This window comes from Agromyces sp. Leaf222, from assembly GCF_001421565.1.
GTDB lineage: Bacteria > Actinomycetota > Actinomycetes > Actinomycetales > Microbacteriaceae > Agromyces.
In genome coordinates, this window is the sequence record NZ_LMKQ01000001.1 from 565,245 (window position 1) to 586,962 (window position 21,718).

17 protein-coding genes are annotated in these 21,718 nt (G+C 70.3%); 14 read left to right on the forward strand and 3 right to left on the reverse strand.

Annotated features, from left to right (window positions below):
- Window positions 1–11 precede the first annotated feature (11 nt).
- Window positions 12–521: a GNAT family N-acetyltransferase gene (locus ASE68_RS02475; protein WP_055860549.1), complete on the reverse strand. Its 510-nt coding sequence runs from the start codon at window positions 519–521 to the stop codon at window positions 12–14.
- Window positions 522–639: 118 nt separating this feature from the next.
- Here ASE68_RS02475 and ASE68_RS19735 point away from each other — a divergent pair, with 118 nt between their 5' ends.
- The 7 genes from ASE68_RS19735 to ASE68_RS02505 all read left to right on the forward strand — a co-directional run bounded on the left by ASE68_RS19735 (window position 640) and on the right by ASE68_RS02505 (window position 9,797).
- Window positions 640–738: a 30S ribosomal protein bS22 gene (locus ASE68_RS19735; RefSeq protein ID WP_003792170.1), complete on the forward strand. Its 99-nt coding sequence runs from the start codon at window positions 640–642 to the stop codon at window positions 736–738.
- A 100-nt stretch (window positions 739–838) separates the two neighbouring features.
- Window positions 839–1,111: a glutaredoxin family protein gene (locus ASE68_RS02480; protein ID WP_055854875.1), complete on the forward strand. Its 273-nt coding sequence runs from the start codon at window positions 839–841 to the stop codon at window positions 1,109–1,111.
- A 145-nt stretch (window positions 1,112–1,256) separates the two neighbouring features.
- On the forward strand, window positions 1,257–3,614 hold the full coding sequence (locus tag ASE68_RS02485) for an arylsulfatase (RefSeq protein ID WP_055854878.1): 2,358 nt from the start codon (window positions 1,257–1,259) through the stop codon (window positions 3,612–3,614).
- 99 nt (window positions 3,615–3,713) lie between these two features.
- The gene (locus ASE68_RS02490; RefSeq protein WP_055854880.1) at window positions 3,714–6,080 is read left to right on the forward strand and encodes an arylsulfatase; all 2,367 of its coding nucleotides are present in this window, start codon (window positions 3,714–3,716) and stop codon (window positions 6,078–6,080) included.
- Window positions 6,081–6,090: 10 nt separating this feature from the next.
- Complete coding sequence (locus tag ASE68_RS02495) at window positions 6,091–7,023, forward strand: HAD family phosphatase (protein ID WP_055854883.1); 933 nt, start codon at window positions 6,091–6,093, stop codon at window positions 7,021–7,023.
- Window positions 7,020–8,666, forward strand: a complete 1,647-nt coding sequence (locus ASE68_RS02500; RefSeq protein WP_055854885.1) for a SulP family inorganic anion transporter — start codon at window positions 7,020–7,022, stop codon at window positions 8,664–8,666. Before ASE68_RS02495 ends, ASE68_RS02500 begins: the two co-directional genes overlap by 4 nt.
- Before the next feature lie 195 nt (window positions 8,667–8,861).
- Window positions 8,862–9,797: a hypothetical protein gene (locus ASE68_RS02505; protein WP_235480742.1), complete on the forward strand. Its 936-nt coding sequence runs from the start codon at window positions 8,862–8,864 to the stop codon at window positions 9,795–9,797.
- 83 nt (window positions 9,798–9,880) lie between these two features.
- Here the strand turns inward: ASE68_RS02505 and aspS are convergent, their stop codons facing one another.
- Entirely contained in the window at window positions 9,881–11,239 is a 1,359-nt protein-coding gene (gene aspS, locus ASE68_RS02510; RefSeq protein WP_055854888.1) for an aspartate--tRNA(Asn) ligase, read from the reverse strand.
- 156 nt (window positions 11,240–11,395) lie between these two features.
- Here aspS and ASE68_RS02515 point away from each other — a divergent pair, with 156 nt between their 5' ends.
- From ASE68_RS02515 to ASE68_RS02545, 7 genes are all read left to right on the forward strand, one after another.
- The gene (locus tag ASE68_RS02515) at window positions 11,396–12,040 is read left to right on the forward strand and encodes a histidine phosphatase family protein (RefSeq protein ID WP_055854891.1); all 645 of its coding nucleotides are present in this window, start codon (window positions 11,396–11,398) and stop codon (window positions 12,038–12,040) included.
- Window positions 12,040–12,660, forward strand: a complete 621-nt coding sequence (locus ASE68_RS02520; protein ID WP_055854892.1) for a TlpA disulfide reductase family protein — start codon at window positions 12,040–12,042, stop codon at window positions 12,658–12,660. Before ASE68_RS02515 ends, ASE68_RS02520 begins: the two co-directional genes overlap by 1 nt.
- A gap of 1 nt (window position 12,661) precedes the next feature.
- On the forward strand, window positions 12,662–13,417 hold the full coding sequence (locus ASE68_RS02525) for a cytochrome c biogenesis CcdA family protein (RefSeq protein WP_055854894.1): 756 nt from the start codon (window positions 12,662–12,664) through the stop codon (window positions 13,415–13,417).
- Window positions 13,401–15,206 carry a cytochrome c biogenesis protein ResB gene (locus tag ASE68_RS02530; RefSeq protein ID WP_055854895.1) on the forward strand — a complete coding sequence of 602 codons (1,806 nt, stop codon included), beginning with the start codon at window positions 13,401–13,403 and terminating at the stop codon, window positions 15,204–15,206. The genes ASE68_RS02525 and ASE68_RS02530 overlap by 17 nt, the downstream gene beginning before the upstream one ends.
- Before the next feature lie 52 nt (window positions 15,207–15,258).
- Window positions 15,259–16,302, forward strand: coding sequence for a c-type cytochrome biogenesis protein CcsB (gene ccsB / locus ASE68_RS02535; protein WP_055860552.1), 1,044 nt, complete (start codon window positions 15,259–15,261; stop codon window positions 16,300–16,302).
- 203 nt (window positions 16,303–16,505) lie between these two features.
- On the forward strand, window positions 16,506–19,097 hold the full coding sequence (locus ASE68_RS02540; RefSeq protein WP_055854897.1) for an AAA family ATPase: 2,592 nt from the start codon (window positions 16,506–16,508) through the stop codon (window positions 19,095–19,097).
- A 116-nt stretch (window positions 19,098–19,213) separates the two neighbouring features.
- Window positions 19,214–19,459 carry a hypothetical protein gene (locus ASE68_RS02545; protein WP_055854899.1) on the forward strand — a complete coding sequence of 82 codons (246 nt, stop codon included), beginning with the start codon at window positions 19,214–19,216 and terminating at the stop codon, window positions 19,457–19,459.
- A 108-nt stretch (window positions 19,460–19,567) separates the two neighbouring features.
- On the opposite strand, the gene ASE68_RS02550 is transcribed toward ASE68_RS02545, so the two are convergent.
- Window positions 19,568–21,688: a carbohydrate binding domain-containing protein gene (locus ASE68_RS02550; protein WP_055854900.1), complete on the reverse strand. Its 2,121-nt coding sequence runs from the start codon at window positions 21,686–21,688 to the stop codon at window positions 19,568–19,570.
- Window positions 21,689–21,718 lie beyond the last annotated feature (30 nt).

A 21,718-nucleotide genomic window follows, 5' to 3' on the forward strand; every position in this document is an offset into this window, starting at 1 on the left:
CGTCGGCTGCGTCAGCGCAGCCGCTTGATCATCTCGAGCTCGAGGCCGCCGGGCTCGAGGTCGTACGCGCGCGAGTGCCCGGTCAGGCTGAATCCGAGCTTCTCGTAGAACGCGATCGCCCTCTGATTCGACTCGTGCACCTCGAGCCGCAGCGCGTCGCCGAACTCGAGCGCCCACTCCTCGACGGCCTCGAGCAGCCGGCGCGAGACCCCGCGGGAGTCGCCGCGGTAGGCCGGGCTCACGTAGACGCCGACGAGCATGGGGCCGGATGCGGCATCCGGGATGTAGCCGCCCATGTGGCCCACCCAGCGGTCGCGGTCGATCGCGACGACCGAGGTCTGACCAGGGGTCGTGCCTCGTGCGCCGCGCAGGCGCCAGACCGATTCGCCGAGCGATTCAGCGTGCTCGAGGGTCTCGCCGAAGGCGATCGGCGTGTCGCGCAGCATCTCGAGCCGGAGCTCTCGGACCTGCTGCCAGTCCTCTTCACGAGTGGTGCGGATGGTGGGCTCACGACGGGGCATCACACGACGCTAACGCACCGTGATCGGGGGCGCGGCTCGAATCGGCTAGACTATCCCGAGGCTTTCTGCCTGCGGCTGCGACTCGCGCGGCCGACTCGATCTTTTCTGTGAGGTTCTGATGGGTTCCGTCATCAAGAAGCGCCGCAAGCGTATGGCGAAGAAGAAGCACCGCAAGCTGCTTCGCAAGACGCGCCACCAGCGTCGCAACAAGAAGTAGTCCGCTGCTTCACCGCTGAGAGCGTCAGGCCCACGGCCTGGCGCTTTTCGCTGTACCCGGGCATCGGCAACCCGGATGCCGGTTCCGTAGGCTTGAGGGCATGACCCGCGACATCCGCCTCACCCTCATCGGCAAGCCCGGCTGCCACCTCTGCGACGATGCGCGCGAGGTCGTGCTGGCCGTGATCGCCGAGATCGAGGCGACGGATGCCGCGGGGTCCCCGCCGGTGCTCGACGAGCTCTCGATCCTCGACGACCCGGCACTCGCCGAACGGTACGCCGAGGAGATCCCGGTGCTGCTCGTCGACGGCGAGATGCACGCGTACTGGCGCGTCGATCCGGTGCGCCTGAAGGCGAAGCTGCTCGCCGGCTGATCGGCGCGCGATCGCGCCCGACACCGGTCGTCCGAGCGTTCCCTGCGCGTTCGCGCGCGCACACTTGTCTTTCCCGAACCCGCATGAAACGGTGGGATCAGCGCCGCCGGGGGGTGGCGCGTTCGCATGCGGGGAAAGGCGATTCATGGGCGACGTTCTGCCAGGGGGAGTCCTTCCGATTCCCGACCAGGTCCACACCGGGCCCATGGTCATGGACGCGAAGAAGATGGAGGAGAAGCTTCCTCCGATCGAGATGAAGCGGCCCCCGAAGCAGGCGCCCAACGTGCTGCTCGTGCTCCTCGACGACGTGGGCTTCGGCGCCTCGAGCGCCTTCGGCGGACCGGTGCCCATGCCGACCGCCGAGCGCCTCGCCGGCGGCGGACTGCGCTACAGCCGGTTCCACACGACGGCGATCTGCTCGCCGACGCGCGCCGCGATGCTCTCGGGCCGCAACCACCACCAGGTGGGCATGGGCCAGATCACCGAGACCGCGACCCCGTCGCCCGGCTACCGGTCGACTAGGCCCAACTCTTGCGTTCCGCTGCCCGAGATCCTGCGGCAGTCGGGCTACAACACGGCGCAGTTCGGCAAATGCCACGAGGTGCCCGTGTGGGAGAGCGGCCCGACCGGCCCGTTCGACCACTGGCCGGCGTTCAGCGGCTTCGAGAAGTTCTACGGCTTCATCGGCGGCGAGACCAACCAGTGGACGCCGGCGCTCATCGACGGCGTCGGGTTCATCGAGCCGCCGACCGACCCCGACTACCACCTCATGCCCGACCTGGCCGACAAGACGATCCAGTACATCAACCAGCAGAAGGCGCTCACGCCCGACAAGCCCTTCTTCGTCTACTTCGCGCCCGGCGCGACCCACGCCCCGCACCACGTGCCGAAGGAATGGATCGCCAAGCACGAGGGCAAGTACGACCAGGGCTGGGACAAGCTGCGCGAGGAGACGTTCGACCGCCAGAAGGCGCTCGGCGTGATCCCCGAAGACGCCGTGCTCACCGAGCGGTCGGAGGGCATCCCCGCGTGGGAGGACACCGACGAGGCCATGCGGCCGATCCTCGCCCACCAGATGGAGGTCTACGGCGCGTTCCTCGAGTACGCCGACCACCACACCGGTCGCGTGATCGACGCGCTCGAGGCCCTCGACATCCTCGACGACACGCTCGTGCTCTACATCATCGGCGACAACGGCGCCTCGGCCGAGGGCGGCCTCAACGGCGCGTTCATGCTCTCGACGGCGGCCAACGGCGGCGCCGAGTACGAGACGCCCGAGTTCTGGGCCGAGAACCTCGACAAGATCGGCGGGCCCGAGGCGTACAACCACTACGCGGTGGGCTGGGCGCACGCGATGTGCACGCCGTACCAGTGGACCAAGCAGGTCGCGTCGCACTACGGCGGAACGCGCAACGGCACGATCCTGCACTGGCCGTCGAATGTGAAGGCCCAGGGGGAGGTGCGCAACCAATGGCACCACGTCATCGACATCGCGCCCACGATCCTCGACCTCGCCGGGCTCGCGCAGCCGCACACCGTGAACGGCGTCACGCAGGTGCCGATGCACGGGGTCTCGATGGCGTACTCGTTCGACGACGCCTCCGCCGACGAACGGCACACCACCCAGTACTTCGAGATCATGGGCAACCGCGGCATCTACCACCGGGGCTGGACGGCCCAGACGCGCCACCGCACGCCGTGGGACGTCGTGGGCGCGGCCCCCGACTTCTCCGACGACGTCTGGGAGCTCTACGACACCACCGTCGACTGGACCCAGTCGAGCAACCTCGCGAAGCAGAACCCCGAGAAGCTCGCCGAACTGCAGCAGCTGTTCCTCATCGAGGCGACGCGCTACAACGTCATCCCCCTCGACGACCGGGCGGCGCAGCGCATGAACCCCGAGTTCGCCGGCCGGCCCACGATCGTGCAGGGCGAGACCCTGCGTCTCTACGAGGGCATGACGCGCCTCAACGAGAACGTCGCGATCAACGTGAAGAACCGGTCGTGGTCGGTGACGGCCGAGGTGGTCGTGCCCGACGACGGCTCGATAGACGGCGCGATCGTCGCCCAGGGCGGTCGCACCGGCGGCTGGTCGTTCTTCGCCGAGGGCGGCAAGCTCGGGTTCCACTACAACTTCTGCGGACTCCTCCGGTCGACGGCGCTCTCCGACGCGCAGATCGGCGCGGGCACGCACCAGGTGCGCGCCGAGTTCGCCTACGACGGCGGCGGCATCGGCCGAGGCGGCACCGTGACGCTCTTCATCGACGGCGCGACATCCGGAACCCCCGCGACCGTGAAGCGCACGCATCCGATGTACTTCTCGTTCGACGAGGGACTCGACGTCGGCATCGACACCGGCATGCCCGCGTACGAGGGCTACGCGACCGAGCAGGGCCGGTTCACCGGCACGATCGACTGGGCGCAGATCGATCTCGGCACCGACGACCACGGCCACCTCATCGATCCCGAGGAATGGCTGCAGGCGGCGATGCGACACCAGTAGGAGGGCGGATGCCGCGTGGCGCTGCCCGAACCACGCGGGACCGTTGCTCCGGGCACGATGATGGCGGGGGGCCCGCCGCGAGGGGAAGCGAAGACGCATATGGCGAAGAACGAGGACATCCAGCGGGGGGCACTGCCGATCCCCGATCTCGCGTACACGGGAACGGTCACGTACGACGCGACCGACCCCGACACGCACTACCCGCCGATCGAGCGGCTGCTGCCGCCCGAGGGGGCGCCGAACGTGCTCGTCGTGCTCATCGACGACACCGGCTTCGGGGCGTCGAGCGCCTTCGGCGGCCCGGTGCAGACGCCGAACTTCGAGCGCGTGGCCGCGGCGGGCCTCAAGTACACCCGCTTCCACACGACGGCGCTGTGCTCGCCGACCCGCGCGGCGCTCCTCGCCGGGCGCAACCACCACACCGTGGGCATGGGTGGCATCACCGAGATCGCCACGAGCGCGCCCGGCTACAGCTCGGTGCGACCGAACAACTGCGCACCGCTGCCCGAGACACTGAAGCTCAACGGCTACAACACCGCCCAGTTCGGCAAGTGCCACGAGGTCCCCGTCTGGGAGGCGAGCGCGGTCGGCCCGTTCGACCACTGGCCCCACCCCGGTGGCGGGTTCGAGTACTTCTACGGCTTCCTCGGCGGCGAGACGAACCAGTGGTACCCCGCCATCTACGAGAACACCTCGCCGGTCGAGCCGTGGGGCACGCCCGAGGAGGGCTACCACTTCATGGCCGACATGACCGACAAGGCCATCGACTGGACCCGTCAGCAGAAGTCGCTGGCTCCCGACAAGCCGTTCTTCACCTATTTCGCGCCCGGGGCGACGCACGCACCGCACCATGTGCCGAAGGAATGGGCCGACAAGTACAAGGGCAAGTTCGACCAGGGCTGGGACGAGGTGCGCAAGGAGACCTTCGCCCGCCAGCTCGAGCTCGGCGTCATCCCCGCCGATGCCGTGCTCACCGAGCGCAGCCCGGGCATCCCGTCGTGGGACGAGATGAGCGACACCATCAAGCCGGCGCTCGCGCGGCAGATGGAGGTGTACGCCGGCTTCCTCGCCTACGCCGACCACTACGTCGGCAAGTTGCTCGACGCCTACGAGGAGCTCGGCATCCTCGACGACACGCTCGTCTACGTCATCATCGGCGACAACGGCGCCTCCGCCGAGGGGTCCATGCACGGCACGACCAACGAGGGCTTCACGATCAACCACATGAACGAGATCGAGACCGAGGAGTACGTCGCCGCGCACATCGACGACATCGGCACGCCGAACTCGTACAACCACTACGCGGTGGGCTGGGCGCACGCCATGGACACCCCGTACCAGTGGACCAAGCAGGTCGCCTCGCACTGGGGCGGCACCCGCAACGGCACGATCGTCAGCTGGCCGAACGGCGGGGTGGAGCAGGGCGGCATCCGCAACCAGTTCAGCCACGTGATCGACGTGGCCCCGACGGTGCTCGAGGCCGCGGGCATCCCCGAGCCGTCGACGGTGAACGGCGTGACCCAGCGTCCGTACGAGGGCACGGCGATGAACTACACGTTCGCCGAGGGGCGGGCGGATGCCGACGAGCGGCACACGACGCAGTACTTCGAGATGCTCGGCAACCGCGCGATCTTCCACAAGGGCTGGACGGCCGTCGCCAAGCACAAGGATCCGTGGCTGGCCTCCAGCCACGGCCTCGACGACGACGTCTGGGAGCTCTACAACGTCGAGGAGGACTGGACCCAGGCCAACGACCTCGCCGCGCAGGAGCCCGAGAAGCTTGCGCACCTGCAGCAGCTGTTCCTCATCCAGGCTGCGCGATTCAACGTGCTGCCCATGGACATCCGCTCGGCCGAGCGCATGAACCCCGAGATCGCCGGGCGACCCGAGCTCGTCGTCGGCACGTCGCAGAAGTTCTACCCGGGCATGCGGCGGCTGAGCGAGAACACGACGATCAACATCAAGAACAAGTCGTTCACCGTGACGGCGCAGGCCGAGGTGCCCGACGCGGGCGCCGACGGCGTCATCCTCGCCCAGGGCGGCGCCTACGGCGGCTGGTCGTTCTACGCGGTCGGCGGCAAGCTCGCGTTCGCCTACAACCTGCTCGGCATCACCACCGACATCGTTCGATCCGATGCCGACGTGCCGGCGGGCGCCCAGGAGCTGCGCGCCCACTTCGCCTACGACGGCGGCGGCGTTGCGAAGGGCGGCACCGTCACGCTGTTCGCCGGCGACGACAAGCTCGGCGAGGGCCGCGTGGAGCGCACGATCCCGTACCAGTTCAGCTTCGACGAGACCGTCGACGTCGGTGCCGACCTCGCCTCGCCGGTGTCGAGCGACTACGCGGCCACCGGCAACGAGTTCACGGGAACGCTGAGCTGGGTGCGCATCGACCTCGGCGACGACGACCACTCGCACCTCATCGACGACGAGCACAAGCTCGCCGTCGCCATGCTGAAGCAGTAGGAGGACGCTCATGACCGACCTCGACTCGTGGCGCGACACCGACACCCGTGCGGCGATCATCGAGTTCGTCGAGCGCGTGAGCGGCGATGGGCCCGGGGCCGTGCCCGAGTCCGAGCGCATCGCCGTGTTCGACAACGACGGCACCCTCTGGACCGAGAAGCCCATGCCGACGCAACTGGTCTACGTCGTGGAGCAGTGGCGCAAGCAGGCCGAGGCCGATCCGTCGCTCGCCGACCGGCAGCCGTACAAGGCGGCCGCGACCGGCGACCTCGCCTGGCTCGGCGGCGCGATCGACAAGCACTACGAGGGCGACGACAGCGACCTCAAGGTGCTCATCGGCGCGCTCGTCGGCGTCACCGCCGGCATGAGCGTCGACGACTACGCGGCATCCGTCGCCGACTTCTACGAGAACGCGAAGCACCTCACACTCGGCACGCCGTACGCGGATGCCGTCTACCGTCCGATGGTCGAGCTGCTCCGCTACCTCGAGGCGCACGGGTTCACCGTGTACATCGTGTCGGGCGGCGAACGCGACTTCATGCGGCCCATGACGCAGGAGTACTACGGCATCCCGCCGGAGCACGTCGTCGGGTCGGCGCTCGGACTCGCCTACGACGAGGACTCGCACGAGGTGCGATACGCCGCCGGCCTCGACTTCTTCGACGACGGCCCCCAGAAGCCGGTCCGCATCTGGAGTCGCATCGGCCGGCGTCCGCTCATCGCGGGCGGCAACTCGAACGGCGACATGCAGATGCTCGACTTCACCCGCAAGGGAGACGGCCTGGCGCTGCTCGTGCACCACGACGACGACACCGGCCGGGGCGACCCGCCCTACGACAAGGGGGCGGATGCCGCGCTCGCCGCGGCCGATGAGCGCGGGTACACCGTGGTGAGCGTCAGGGACGACTGGGCTGGCGTGTTCGTGGATCCGGCAGCGGGGTGACGAGCGCGGCGCCGCCGGCGGCGAGGCGTCGGATCCTGCTGCCGACGCTTCGCGGCTACCAGCGCGCGTGGCTCGGCCGCGACATCCTCGCGGGCCTCTCCGCCGGCGCGGTCGTCGTCCCGCAGGCCATGGCCTACGCGACGATCGCGAACCTGCCCGTGCAGGCGGGCCTCTACACGTGCATGGTCCCGATGCTGGTGTACGCGCTCCTCGGCGGCTCCCGGGCGATGAGCGTCTCGACGACGTCGACGATCGCGACCCTCACGGCGACGACGTTCGTGAGCGCCGGCGTCACGGTCTCGAGCAACGACATCCCGCGCGACCTGATCACGCTCACGCTCCTCGTCGGCCTGATCCTGCTCGTCGCGCGCCTCCTCCGGCTCGGCGCGCTCGTGGAGATCATCAACCGGCCCACCGTGGTCGGAATCCAGATCGGCGTCGGCGCGACCGTCGCGGTCGGGCAGCTTCCGAAGCTCCTCGGTGAGACCGAGGATCCGACCGGCCACGGGTTCGTGCACTCGTTCAACGCGGTGCTCGACGCCCTGGGCAGCGCCAACATCGCGACCGTCCTGCTGTCGGCGGCATCGGTCGCCACGCTCTTCCTCTTCAAGCGGTTCCTGCCGCGCGTGCCGGCGCCCTTGATCGTGGTCGGGGCGGGCATCGTGCTCGCGGCGGTCGGCGTGCTGCAGCCGGCCGGCGTCGAGCTGATCGCGCCGGTGCCGCAGGGATTCCCCGTGCCCGGGCTGCCCAGCTTCGAGCACGTCGCGGCGCTGCTGCCGGGCGCGGCGGCGATCGCCGTCATGGCGTTCCTGGAGTCGGAGGCGGTCGCACGCGGCATCCGCAAGCCGGGCGAACCGGCCATCGACAGCAACCAGGAGCTCTTCGCGACCTCGGCGGCGAACGTCGTCGGGTCGTTCTTCTCGACCCTGCCCGCCGCCGGCGGCTTCTCCCAGAGCGCGGTCAACCAGAACGCCGGTGCCCGATCGCAGATCGCGGCGATCACGACCGTGGTGCTCGCGCTGCTCGTGGGGCTGTTCCTCGGCCCGGTGCTGTCGCTGCTCCCGCAAGCGACGCTGGCCGCGCTCGTGTTCGTCGCCGTCTTCGGGCTCATCGACATCCGGGCGCTCGTGATGATGTGGAAGATCTCGAGGCGCGACTTCTGGATCGCCCTCGTCACGGCGCTCATCGGCCTCTCCGCGGGCCTGCTCACCGCGGTCGCGGCCGGCGTCGTGATCACGCTCGTGCTCGTGCTGATGGCCCTGTCGAAGGTACGCATCCGCGTGGAGCGGGCCTCGGATGACGCGGTCCTGGTGACCCTGCTCGGGCCGCTCTACACCGCCAACGCGCAGACGACCGAGCAGGCGATCCTCGCCGCCGTGGAGCAGGAGCACGGGGCCAGGATCGTCGTGCTCGACGGCGCGCGCATCGACGACATCTCGGTGACCGTGATCGAGATGTTCGAGGATCTCGGGCGGGAACTCACGGCGTCCGGCCTGCAACTGCGGATCGCGCGCATCGACCCCGCCGTCGAGGCGATCGTCGAACGCACCGACGTGTTCAAGCGCATGCGGGCCGAGGGGCGCACCTACCCGACAGTCGAGGCCGCACTCGCAGCCCCGGTCGATCGGCCGGCGGCCGAGTAGCTCGATGCTGATGTAGCGCAAACCGTCGGCATTCGGCGGGATGCGAGCAGTTTGCGCGACATCGCGTGAGATTGCGGAGCATCGCGCGGCCGAAAGGCGGGCGGATGTCGCCTCCACAGGCGTTCGAGCGACGGATGTCTCCACAGGTCGCCGGCTGCGAGAGCAGCGTTTCCGCGCATCGCCGAGGGTGGGCAGGTGAGACCGCACGCCCGGATGCCCCAACCGTTCGAGCGCCGCGCATTCACCGTCGGCGAGGCACTCGTCGCAGGCATCGGCGCCGGCCGGCTCCGCGGACGCGACCTCGACCGGCCGTTCCATGGGGTGCGCGCGCCCGGTCCGCTGGATCTCGAGGCGCGATGCCGGGCGAAACTGCTGACGATGCGGCACGGACAGGTCTTCAGCCACGCCACCGCGTGCCGACTGTTCGGCATCGTCGTGCCGTCGCGCCAGGAAGACGATCAGGTCGACGTCGCGGCATTCGCCCCGAACGCGATCCCACGCGGAGTCGGCGTGCGTGGGCACCGCCTCGCCGCCGGCGGAACCCGGGTGCGCGCCCTGCGCGGCCTCCCGATCGTCTCTCCCGAAGACGCCTGGTGCCAGCTCGCGTCGACGGCCACCATCCGTGAACTCGTCGTCGCCGGCGACTCGCTGCTCCGCAGGAGACGACCCCACTCGACTCGCGAGCAGATGCGGGCCGCAGTGCTGCGGCACGCGGGCAGACGGGGTCACCGAGCTCTCACGGCAGCCTTCGAGCTGGTGCGTGCCGCGACCGATTCGCCCGAGGAGACGTTGCTGCGGCTCGACCTCGTCGAGTGCGGCCTGCCCGAGCCGACCGTCAACCTGCCGATCCACGACGCGTCGGGCCGCCTGTGCGCCATCGGGGACATGGCGTATCCCGAGTACCTCGTGCTCGCCGAGTACGACGGCGAGCAGCACCGCATGGACGACGGCCAGTACGCTCGCGACCTCGAACGGCTCGACGACCTGGCGCGGCTGGGTTGGCGCGTCATCCGCTTCACCAAGCGTCACCGTGGTCGTGCGCGCACGATGCAGCTCGAGCGCGTGCGTGAGGCGCTCCTCGCCCGTGGCTGGTCGCCCGGCTCGGCGCCCGGCACGCGCACGCGCAGGTGATGTCGCGCGAATCGTCGTCATCCGGCGTGAATGGGAGCGATTTGCGCGACATCACGGCCTCCGCTGAGGGAGGCGATTGAGAGCTAGGGGAGCAGGCGCGTCGGGCCGCGGAAGAGGTAGGTGGTCTCGCGGATCGAGGACTCGCCCAGCATGAGCATCAGCACGCGCGCGAGGCCCATGCCGAAGCCGCCGTGCGGGGGAACGCCGAAGCGGAAGAAGTCGAGGTAGAACTCGAGCTCCTCGGGGTCGAGGCCCTTCTCCTTCGCCTGCTCGACGAGCACGTCGATGCGGTGCTCGCGCTGCGCGCCCGTCGAGATCTCGACGCCGTTGTAGATGAGGTCGTAGGAGTTCGTGAGGCCGGCGTCGCCCTCGTGGCGCATGTGGTAGAACGGCCGGATGCTCGACGCGTAGTCGGTGAGGAACACGAAGTCGTGCCCGAACGCCTCCTTCACGTAGGTCGAGATCTGGCGCTCGCCCTCGGGGTCCATGTCGGCGTCGGCGCGGGGCACGACGTAGCCGCGGTCGGCCACGATCTGCTTCGCCTCGGCGAGCGGGATGCGCGGGAACGGACGCGACGGCACCTGCAGCTCGATGCCGAAGTGCTCCTGGATCGCGGCGCCGTGCGCGTCGACGACGGCCTGGAAGCCGGCGACCATGAGCTCTTCATGCAGGGCCATGACGTCTTCGTGCGAGTCGATCCAGCTGATCTCGGTGTCGACCGAGGTGAACTCGGTCGCGTGGCGCGAGGTGAACGAGGGGTCGGCGCGGAACGCCGGGCCGACCTCGAAGATGCCGCCGAACCCGGCGGCCTGCGCCATCTGCTTGAAGAACTGGGGGCTCTGCGCGAGGTACGCCTTGCCCTCGAAGTAGTCGACCTCGAAGAGCTCGGCACGGGACTCGGATGCCGAGGCCATGAGCTTCGGCGTCTGGATCTCGATGAGGCCCTTCTCGACCCAGACCCCGCGCAGCGCGTGCAGGAAGGTGGTCTGGATGCGGAAGATGAGGGCCTGCTTCGGGTTGCGCAGGTCGAGGAAGCGCCAGTCCATGCGCTTGTCGAGGCTCGAGTCGGACGCGATCGGCGTCTCGGGGTTCGCCTCGGAGACGACCTCGAGGGTCGCGAGCTTGACCTCGAGCCCGCCGAGCTTCACGCGCTCGTCGTGCTTGAGCTCGCCGGTGACGCGGATGAACGAGCCGTGTGCGAGCGCCGAGATCGCCTCGGTCGTCGCCAGCCGAGCGGGCGCCGTGTCGTCGGCGGCCTCGCCCTCGACGGGCTCGGGGAGTTCACGGGTCGCGGGGTTCACGACCTGCACGGCGCCGGACTCATCGCGGAGGATGACGAACTGCACCTTCTTCTGATCGCGGACGGTCTCGACCCATCCGGCGATCGTGACGGGGCCGTCGGGCAGGGCGGCGAGGTTCTTGACCAGGGTGCGTTCGTTCACGAGGGTCAATCCTACTGGGGCGGGGCCGGTGCGAACGGGCTAACCGGTCAATGCGGTGCTCGCGGCCGCAGACGGCGACGCTCCGCGGCATCCGAGCGCCCGGCGGCCCCGAACGCTCGGCGATTTCAAAGGATTGCGCTCCTTAGACTGGAGACCGTGCCTGCCGAGCAGATCCATCTCGTGCGCCATGGCGAGGTGTTCAACCCCCAGGGCGTGCTCTACGGGCGACTCCCCGGCTACGGGCTCTCCGACCTCGGGCGCAAGATGGCGCAGTCCGCGGCCGACCTGCTCGTCGCGGCCGGGCGCCCCGTGAGCTCCCTGATCGCGTCGCCACTGCAGCGCACCCAGCAGTCCGCCGAGCCGGTGGCCGCCGCGTTCGGCCTCGAACCGCTGCTCGAGGAACGCGTCATCGAGCCCGAGAACCGGTTCGAAGGCAAGCGCATGACCGGTCCGGGCGGCGCCCTCGGCGACGCGCGCAACTGGCGCTTCCTCATCAACCCGTGGGAGCCGAGCTGGGGCGAGCCGTTCGGCTCGATCGCCGCCCGCATGCTCGCCGCCGTGACCGACGCCTGGCAGGACGCAGACGGCGGCGACGTCGTCATCGTCAGCCACCAGCTGCCCATCTGGATGGTGCACCGCAGGCTCGCGGGCCTCTCGCTCGCACACGACCCCCGCCGCCGCCGCTGCGCGCTCTCGAGCATCACGACGCTCGAACGCCGCGGCGATCGGTTCGTCGAGGTCGACTACCGTGACCCCGCCTCCGGCCTCGCCGCGCAGGCCACCGACGTGGGAGCCGTGTGATGCGTCGAACCCTTCTCGGGCGCAGGCCCGTCACCGCCGTCGCGGCGCTCGTCGCGGCATCCGCCCTGCTGCTCACCGGCTGCACGAGCGACCCGCTCGCCGACCAGTTCCGCGAGGGCAGCGGCAAGAACTACATCGCCGGCGACGGCAGCATCTCCGAGTACGAGTCGGGCGACCGCGGCGAGCCCATCGCGTTCACGGGGGAGACCGTCGAGGGCGACGCCTTCGACTCCGCCGACACGCTCGGCGAGGTCACGGTCGTGAACTTCTGGTACGCCGGCTGCGCGCCCTGCCGCGTCGAATCCCCGATCCTCGAAGAGGTGCACGAGGGCTACGAGGCCGACGACGCCGACGTGGCGTTCATCGGCGTGAACGTGCGTGACCAGGCCGGCACCGCGGCATCCTTCGAGAAGAAGTACGGCGTCTCGTTCCCGTCGATCCTCGACGTCGAGTCGGGTGAGGCGCAGCTCGCGTTCGCGGGCCCCGTGCCGCCGGCCGCCGTGCCGACGACGATCGTGCTCGACCGCGAGGGCCGCGTCGCCGCACGCGTGCTCGGCCAGCTCACCGAGGCGTCGATCCTCGAGTCGCTCGTCGACCGCGTCCTCGACGAGCAGGCCTGACGTGGGCGGCATCGGCGAGATCGTCCTGAACGGGCAGTTGCTCGCCGCCGTCCCCATCGCGCTCGCCGCCGGCATCGTCTCGTTCCTCTCGCCGTGCGTGCTGCCGCTCGTTCCCGGCTACCTCGGCTACATCGGCGGGTTCGTCGAGGCGTCGGCGGAGCCTTCCGAGGAGCGCCGGTACCGCCGGCGCCTCGTGTTCGGCGTGCTGCTGTTCATCGCCGGCTTCACCGCCGTGTTCGTGACCTTCAACCTGCTCGCGGGCGTCGCCGGTGCGTGGTTCAACGCCTACGGCGACGTCATCACCCAGGTGCTCGGCGTGGTGCTCATCGTCATGGGCCTCGTCTTCATCGGGCAGTTCACGTTCCTGCAGCGCACGATCAAGCCGTCGTGGCGACCGGCGACCGGGCTCGCCGGCGCGCCGCTGCTCGGCGTCGTCTTCGGCCTCGGCTGGACCCCGTGCATCGGCCCGACGCTCGCGGTCGTGCTCACGCTCAGCGCCGACTCCGGGTCGGTGTGGCGGAGCGTGCTGCTCGGCCTCGCGTACTGCATCGGCCTCGGCATCCCGTTCCTGCTCGTCGCCCTCGGCTTCGGCTGGGTCACCGGGTCGCTCGCCTTCGTGCGCCGGCACATCCGCGCCATCAACATCATCGGCGGGTCGCTGCTCATCGCGATCGGCCTGCTCATGCTCACCGGTCTCTGGACCATCTGGATGTACGAACTGCAGGCGGTGATCTCCGGCTTTGTCCCCGCGATCTGACCCCGGTGCGCTCTCGCGCCCCGACGACCACATCGACTCGCCCGAACCCTCGGCCGACGCGGCATCCGTCACGCAACCGAAGCTCGGCTTCACCGGCTGGGTGCGCTTCGCGTGGCGGCAGCTCACGAGCATGCGCACCGCGCTGCTGCTGCTCCTGCTGCTCGCGATCGCGGCGGTGCCGGGCTCGCTCGTGCCCCAGCGCTCGAGCGACCCGAACGGCGTCACCCAGTACTTCTCCGACAACCCGCGGCTCGCGCCCGTGCTCGACAACCTGCAGATGTTCGACGTCTACACGTCGGCCTGGTTCTCGGCCATCTACCTGCTGCTGTTCGTCTCGCTCATCGGCTGCATCATCCCGCGCACGAAGCACCACTTCGACGCCCTGCGCGCACGCCCGCCGCGTACGCCGGCGCGCCTCTCGCGGCTAGGCGGCTACACCGAGCGCGACCTGCCCGACGGTGAGACGGCGGATGCCGCGATCACGCGTGCCGCGGCCGAGCTCAAGCGCGCCGGCTACCGCGTCGAGCGATACGACCTGCGCGGCCAGGCGTCGGTCTCCGCCGAACGCGGGTACCTGCGCGAGACGGGCAACCTGGTGTTCCACACCGCGCTGCTCGGCATCCTGGTGGCCGTCGGCATCGGCGGCGGGTTCGGATTCGCGGGCCAGCGCGTCGTCGTCGAGGGCCAGTCGTTCGTGAACACCCTGTCGGCGTTCGACTCGTTCAATCCGGGCCGCTTCTTCAACGACGCGAACCTCGATGCGTACCGCCTCACCCTCACCGACCTCGAGGCCGTCTACGAGACCGAGAACCAGAAGGCCCTCGGCCAGCCCGTCGACTTCACCGCGAGCGTCGAGATCACCGGCCGCGACAGCGACGAGACGGTCGCCGGCGAGGTCAAGGTCAACCACCCGCTGCGCGTGCACGGCACCGACGTCTACCTGCTCGGCAACGGCTACGCGCCCACGATCACCGTGCGCGACGCCGACGGCGAGGTCGTCTTCACCGACGCGATCCCGTTCCTGCCGCAGGATGCGAACCTCACCTCGATCGGCGTCGTGAAGGTGCCCGACGGCATGCCGGAGCAGCTCGGCATGGTCGGGTTCTTCTACCCGACGCAGACCACGCTCGACTCCGGCGCGTACTCGTCGAGCTACCCCGACCTCGTGTACCCCGTGCTGACGCTCAACGTCTACTCGGGCGACCTCGGCATCGACGGCGGAAAGCCGACCTCGGTCTACACGCTCGACCCCTCGACCATGGAGCAGCTCACGGGCGGCAAGACCGGGGTCGACTCGATCGAGCTCATGCCGGGCCAGACCCAGGACCTGCCGAACGGCCTCGGCACGGTGACGTTCGAGGACGCGACCCCCGAGGGCGAGCCGAACGTCGCCGACGGCGACTACTCGCAGAGCGTCGACCGGTTCGCGAGCTTCGACATCCACCGCGATCCGTCGCAGGGCTGGGTGCTCGTCTTCGCGATCCTCATCATCGCGGGCCTGCTGGTGTCGCTGTTCATCCCGCGCCGCCGCGTGTGGGTGAAGGCCGCGAAGCGCCCAGACGGCCGGGTCGTGCTCGAGTACGCGGGGCTCGCCCGTGGCGAGGACCCGGGCCTCGACGAGGCCGTGACCGCGTTCGCCGACAAGCACGCGGGCCCGGCGGCCGATCTCGACGACGTCGACGACGATCTCGACGACACCGCCTCCGATGCCGTTGCGCCGGCTCCCGGCGCTCCCGGCGCTCCCGAAGACCCCGAATCCGCCGGTGACCCGGCGAAACCGACGACGTAAGGTTGTAGCCGTGACGCTCGACGAGATCTCCATCACCCTCGTGTACTCGGCCATGGCCGTCTACGCGATCGCGTTCATCGCCTACGCGATCGACCTCGCGCGCCGCTCGGCGGTCGCCGCCAGTGCGGCGGATGCCGCGGCCGCGGCGTCGCTCGCATCCTCGGCGACCCCAGCCACCGTGGGCGCCCCGGCGACCGTGGGGGCTCCCGCCACCGCAGGTGCCCGCGTGTCGGGCGCTTCGGGCGCCGGCGCGGCGGCGGGCGCACCGTCGAAGGGCGGCCGCGCCGCGGCATCCGTCGCCCGGGCCGGAGGCGCGTCGGTGGCCTACGGCCGCTCGCCGTCGCTGCGAGTGGGCGTCGCCATGACCGTGCTGGCGTGGGCGCTGCACCTCGCCGCCGACATCACCCGCGGCCTCGCGGCCGGGCGGGTGCCGTGGGCGAACATGTACGAGTTCGCGCTCACCGGAACCCTCATCATCACGAGCGTCTACCTGCTCGTGCTCGTCGTCTCGAAGCACGACCTGCGGTTCCTCGGCACGTTCATCACCGGCCTCGTGCTCGTGCTGCTCGGCATCGCGACCGTGAACTTCTACGTCAGCGTCGTGCCCCTGCCGCCGGCACTGCAGTCGGCCTGGCTCGTCATCCACGTGTTCGTGGCGACCTCGGCGGTCGGGTTCCTCGCGCTCGGCTTCGCGCTCTCGGTCGTGCAGCTCATGCAGTCGCGCCGCGAGACGATGCTCGCCACGGCGAAGCAGGTCAGGCGGTCGTTCCTCGCGACGCTGCCCGACTCGGCGACGCTCGAGAACCTGGCCTACCGCGTCACCATCATCGGCTTCATCCTCTGGACCTTCACCCTCATGGCCGGCGCCATCTGGGCCGAGGCCGCCTGGGGCCGCTACTGGGGCTGGGACACCAAGGAGGTGTGGACCTTCATCATCTGGGTGGTCTACGCCGGCTACATCCACGCGCGTGCGACCCGCGGCTGGCGCGGTTCGCGTTCGGCCTGGCTCGCGATCATCGGCTTCTCGACGGTCATGTTCAACTTCACCGTCGTCAACCTGTTCTTCAAGGGTCTGCACGCGTACTCGGGTCTCTGAGCAGCGCCGGCCGCACGGCTCGGCGGGCCTGACCCGCACCGGGCTCTCCGTCAGACCCCCGGCAGGGCACCCGCCACCGCTCTGGCACCGACCTTTTCAGGACCACATCGGTCATGGCTGCAGTATGCGGATATGAGCGATGTGGTCCTGAAAAGGTGCGTCGTGCATTGCCAGGGCCGAGGTAGCCGGAGCACCATCGCTGTATGGAGCTGCAGAGGCTGCTGGAACGCGAGCGCGAACTCGACGAGCTCATTTCCGGCGCGCGTGCGTCGCTGGCCGGGCGAGGCGAGGTGCTGCTCGTGCACGGCGAGGCCGGCATCGGCAAGTCGAGTCTCGTGCAGGCGCTCCGCACCGATCCGCCGAGCGGATGCCGCGTGCTGGTCGGGTCGTGCGACGCACTCGCCACGCCGCGAACCCTGGGCCCGCTGCGCGACCTGATCCCGTTCGTCGGGGAGCGCCTGGCGGCGGCGCTTCGCGCGGGCGATCGCGAGGAGGTCTTCGACGCGCTGCGCGACGAGCTCGCCGGGGCCCCGGGCACCGTGCTCGTGATCGAGGACGTGCACTGGGCCGATGAGGCGACGCTCGATGCCCTGACCTTCGTGGCCCGGCGGGTCGAGACGCTTCCGGTGCTCGTCGTGCTGACCTACCGCGACGACGAGATCGACCATGGGCATCCGCTCGCGCGCCTGCTCGGCGACCTGCATGTGAACGTGCGGCACCTCGCCGTTCCGCGGCTGTCGCCGGGGGCCGTCGCCGCCATTGCGGTCGATCGCGGCCTCGACCCGAAGCAGGTGTTCGACCTGACGCAGGGCAACCCGTACTTCGTCGGCGAACTCGTCGCGTCGGCGGATGCCGTGCACGTGCCGCGCTCGGTCGTCGACGCGGTCACGGGTCGGCTCCATCGCCTGCCGGTCGAGGCTCGAGGCCAGGTCGAGCAGCTCGCCGTGATCCCTTCGGCGGTCGCGAGTGCCGAGGTCGCGCGACTCGTGCCGGGGGGAGCCGCGGCGCTCGGCGCGGCCGAGGAGCGCGGACTGCTGACCGTGCGGCCCGACGGCGTCGCGTTCCGGCACGAGCTGACGCGCCGGGCGATCGTGGACGCGATGCCGGCCGCACGGCGCATCGAGCTGAACGCCCGCGTGCTCGCCGTGCTCCTCGAGCTCGACGCGGATCCCGCTCGCATCGTGTCGCACGCCGTCGAGGCCGGAGACGGCGAGGTCGTGGCCGCGTGGGCGCCGCGTGCCGCGCGCGATGCGGCGGCCAGCGGCGCCCATCGGCAGGCGGCGGTGCACTTCCGGGCGGCACTCGAGCACGCGTCGGCACTCGACCCGGTCGAACGCGTCGACCTCATGCAGGCCTACGCGATCGAGCTGTACACGCTCGGCGCCGACCAGGAGGCGGTGGCCGTGCAGGCGGAGGTCCTCGACGCGCGGCGGACGGCCGGGGACGCGACCGCGCTCGGCGCGAGCCTGCGCTGGGCGTCGCGGTTCCACTGGCTCGCCGGGCAGCGGGCCGAGGCCGAGGCAACGGCCCGTGAGGCATCCGCATGCCTCACGAACTCGACCGATCGCGCGCTGTTCGCGCTCGCGCTGAGCAACGAGGCGCAGCTCGCGATGCTCGCGCACGATCTGTCGCGCGCGCTCGAGCTGGCGCCGCGCGCGGTCGCGATCGCGCGGGAGACGGGCGACCGACGGGCACTGTCGCATTCGCTGAACAACCTCGGCACCGCCCGCCTGCTGTTGAACGACGAGGCGGGCGTCGCCGAGCTCACCGAGGCGGCCGAGGTCGCGGCGGCCGCGAACCTCATGGACGACGCGGCCCGCGCACACGTGAACCTCGTGTGGAGCCTGCTCGACCAGTACCGCATCGACCTCGCCGAGCGGCACCTCGACGCCGCCCTCGAGTTCTCGGAGCGCGCCGAGGTGATGGGGCTCTGGACCTACCAGAAGGTCGAGCACGCCAGGCTCCACCTCGCCCGCGGCGAGTGGGACGAAGCCCTCGCCGCTGCGGCCTACGGCCGCGAGGCGCTTCCGCACGCGCACTGCGTCGCGCTCACCGTCATCGGCACCGTGCAGGTGCGGCGGGGCGACCCGCAGGGTGAAGAGACCCTCCGCGAGGCACTCGCCGTGGCGACCAGGCTCGGGGAGTTGCAGCGAACGGGCCCGGTCGCCGCGGCCATGGCCGAGGCGGCGCTCCTGCGCGGGTCTGCGTCGGAGGCGCTCGCGGTCGTGGGGCCGGCCCATGCGGAGGCGGTGCGGCTGGGCGCCGTGAACCAGACGGCCGAGCTCGCCGTGCTGCGGCGGCGGGCCGGCGTCGCCGACGCCGCCGACACGATGCCGCCCGACCTCGACCACCCGGCCGCGGTCCAGGCGCGGGGAGACTGGCGGCGCGCCGCGGACCTGTGGCACGCGGCGGGTGCGCCCTACCACGAGGCCGACGCGCTCGCCGAGAGTCCGCACGACGACGACCTGCTCGAGGCGCTCGCGATCCTCGACCGGCTCGGCGCCGTGCCCCTCGCCCGTCAGGTCAGGGCCGAGCTGCGTGCCCGTGGCGTCCGCGGTATTCCGCGCGGCCCTGCCGGCACGACCAGGCGCAATCCGGAGGGGCTCACCGATCGCCAGCTCGGGGTGCTCGTGCTGCTCGTCGAAGGACTCACGAATGCCGAGATCGCCGAACGGCTGGTGGTCTCGGTGCGCACGGTCGACAGCCACGTCGCCGCGATCCTGATGAAGCTCGACGTGCCGACGCGGCAGGACGCGGTGCTCGCGGCTCGCCGGCTCGGGATGCTCTCGGCCTGATCTCGGTAGGCCCGACGCGGGATCTCGGTATCCGTCGCCGATGAGCGGCGGGCATGCCCGGCCGTAGAACTGAGGTGTGCTCGAGAACGGGCGCAGTCGAGCGAATCGAGGACATCATGAACACCGCACTCGTCGACCCGGGCCGGGTGCCCGCCGGCCCGATCAACCCGGTCGGCCCCATCAGCCTGATCGGTCGGATGTCGCGGCGCATCGGCATGCTCATCGCCTCCGCGGCCGACGCGCGCCGCCGCCGGCCCGCTCCGAGCCGCGAGGAACTCATCGAACTGCACGAGCGCCGTCAGGTCGCCCAGCGCCTCCGCGAGGAGCAGTTCCAGAGGGTCGTGGTCGGCCGACTGCTGTGAGGGCGACCCGGATGGAGCACGTGAACGAACGAGAGGGCGGCGCCGGAATCCCGACGCCGCCCCCTTCCCAGCTCGCGGCGCCGAAGGTCTCGGCAGCCGCGAGGTCTCTCAGCTACACGGGGATCCTGCCGTGACGGTGCCGTTGGACACCTTCACCGCTCCTGATCCGATCGCGTAGTCGGCGCCGCCGTTGTTGTCCCAGGTGCCGGTGCCGTTGTTGAAGGCGGCGGTGATGCCCGTCGAGCCGGCGAGCTCGATGGTCTTCACCTTCCAGCCGGTGCACGCGGCGGTCATCGAGGTACCGGGCGCCGTGGTCCACGAGCCGTTGCCGACGCGGTAGTGGATGTTCGCGGTGGCCCAGGCTGTCGCGTAGTACACGGTGGTCGTGGTGGCCGGCTGCGTACCGCCGCACGGGTTCGCCGCGCCCACGACCCCGTTCGCGACCGTCGCGATCGTGCCGCTCAGGGCGTAGTCGCGGCCCCCGTTGTTGTCCCACGTGCCTGCGCCGTTGTTGAACGCGGCCGTGATGCCGGAGGCGCCTCCGGTGACGACCTTGGACACCCAGCCCGCGCAGGCCGCGGCCATGCCGGTTCCCGGAGCGGTCGTCCACGCGCCCGACCCGACCCGGTAGTGCACGTTATGGGCGCTCCACCCCTTCGAGGTCGAGTAGTACACCGTCAGGTCGCCGGCGCCGGGATTCGTGCCGGGGTCGGTTCCCGGATCCGTGCCGCCCTGTCCGGCCTTGGCGCCGACGTGCAGGGCGATGGCCCGGTTCGCGTCGACCGTCGCGGTGAGCTGGCCTGCGGCGTTCACGGTCACGACGCCTCCCGCGGAGCATCCGCTCGCCGTCGGCAGGCCGACGGTCACGTTGCAGTAGGCGCCGGCGGGCAGCGAGGTCTGGAAGGTGCGGGTGAGCGACCCGCCGCGGTTGATCGCCACGAAACCCTTGTCGCCGCGGCCGAACGCGATGGCGGTCGACCCGTTGTCCCACTTGGACGTGATCGAGGTGCCGTACGTCGCGTTGCGGAACCCGACCATGTTCTCGATCGAGGTCTGCGCGTGCTTGCATGTCCAGCCGTTCTGGCCGCAGACGGGGTCGACGACCTCGCCGTTGCCGGCGAGCGCGGGGCCCGCCTCCTTGTTCGAGAACTCGTAGCCGGAATGGATCGACGGCGAGCCGTAGTTCCACGCGAGCGTGAAGATCTGGGCGAGGTCGTAGGCCGCGCCGTCCTTGTAGCTCAGGGTCTCGCCGTTGCGCTCGGTGTCGTGGTTGTCGACGAACACGGCGGCGTTCTGGTTCGGCAGGAACCCGGCCCACGAAGGACCGATGCCGTTCCCCGTCACCAGCCAGTTGATCGTGCCGCCGCCGAAGGCCTCCTTGAGCTTGCGGGCGAAGGCGAACTCGTGGATGTCGCCGTACGAGGTGTACTCCTCGGGCTGGATCGGCTCGTTCGCCCGGATCACCTCCTGCACGACGTAGAGCCGGGCGCGGTCGTTCACCTTCGACAGGATGCCCTGCATGTCGCTCGCGGCGATGTGCTTCACGGCGTCGATGCGGAACCCGTCGACGCCGAGCGCGACGAGGTCGTTGAGGTATCCGGCGATCTTGCCCTGCACGTACGACGACGAGGTGTTCAGGTCGGAGAGGTTCACGAGGTTGCACTCCTGCACCTCGGTGCGGTTCTGGTAGTTCGAGATGTCGCGGCGGCAGGAGTGGAAGTCCTGCGACTGGTAGATGCCGGGGTAGTCGTAGTGCTGGAACGACGAGCCGGCCCAGCCGGTGCCGCCCGCGCTCTTGCCGCTCATGTGGTTGATGACGGCGTCGGCGATGACCTTGACGCCCGCGGCGTGGCAGGTGTCGACCATCGCCTTGAACTCGGCCCGCGTGCCGAGCCGCGACTCGATCTTGTAGCTGACCGGCTGGTAGGACGTCCACCACTCGGAGCCCTGCACGTGCTCCTGCGGCGGCGAGGTCTGCACGTATCCGTACCCGGCGGGGCCGAGGTTGTCGGTGCACTCGCGGGCGATGGCGTTCCAGGTCCAGGAGAAGAGCACGGCGGTGGTGTCGCGCGGCCCGGGAGCCGCGGCATCCGCCGGGTCGTCGGCGGGTGACGGCACCGTGGCGAGGAGCGTCGCGATGAGCGCCCCGAGCAGGATGGTCGCGAGGAATCGCAAGCGTTTGCGGAGTGGGACCGCGCTCGAGGCGCCGTCGATCGGATGGTCGGACATGGGAGTGGATCCTTTGCAGATCAGCGATTC

Excerpts from the sequence above, each read along its gene's own strand:
- ASE68_RS02475 (WP_055860549.1), bottom strand. The coding sequence starts at position 521 with ATGCCCCGTCGTGAGCCCACCATCCGCACCACTCGTGAAGAGGACTGG.
- ASE68_RS02540 (WP_055854897.1), top strand. The coding sequence starts at position 16,506 with ATGGAGCTGCAGAGGCTGCTGGAACGCGAGCGCGAACTCGACGAGCTC.
- ASE68_RS02520 (WP_055854892.1), top strand. The coding sequence starts at position 12,040 with ATGCGTCGAACCCTTCTCGGGCGCAGGCCCGTCACCGCCGTCGCGGCG.
- ASE68_RS02550 (WP_055854900.1), bottom strand. The coding sequence starts at position 21,688 with ATGTCCGACCATCCGATCGACGGCGCCTCGAGCGCGGTCCCACTCCGC.
- ASE68_RS02545 (WP_055854899.1), top strand. The coding sequence starts at position 19,214 with ATGAACACCGCACTCGTCGACCCGGGCCGGGTGCCCGCCGGCCCGATC.
- ASE68_RS19735 (WP_003792170.1), top strand. The coding sequence starts at position 640 with ATGGGTTCCGTCATCAAGAAGCGCCGCAAGCGTATGGCGAAGAAGAAG.
- ASE68_RS02485 (WP_055854878.1), top strand. The coding sequence starts at position 1,257 with ATGGGCGACGTTCTGCCAGGGGGAGTCCTTCCGATTCCCGACCAGGTC.
- ccsB (WP_055860552.1), top strand. The coding sequence starts at position 15,259 with ATGGCCGTCTACGCGATCGCGTTCATCGCCTACGCGATCGACCTCGCG.
- ASE68_RS02490 (WP_055854880.1), top strand. The coding sequence starts at position 3,714 with ATGGCGAAGAACGAGGACATCCAGCGGGGGGCACTGCCGATCCCCGAT.
- ASE68_RS02480 (WP_055854875.1), top strand. The coding sequence starts at position 839 with ATGACCCGCGACATCCGCCTCACCCTCATCGGCAAGCCCGGCTGCCAC.
- ASE68_RS02495 (WP_055854883.1), top strand. The coding sequence starts at position 6,091 with ATGACCGACCTCGACTCGTGGCGCGACACCGACACCCGTGCGGCGATC.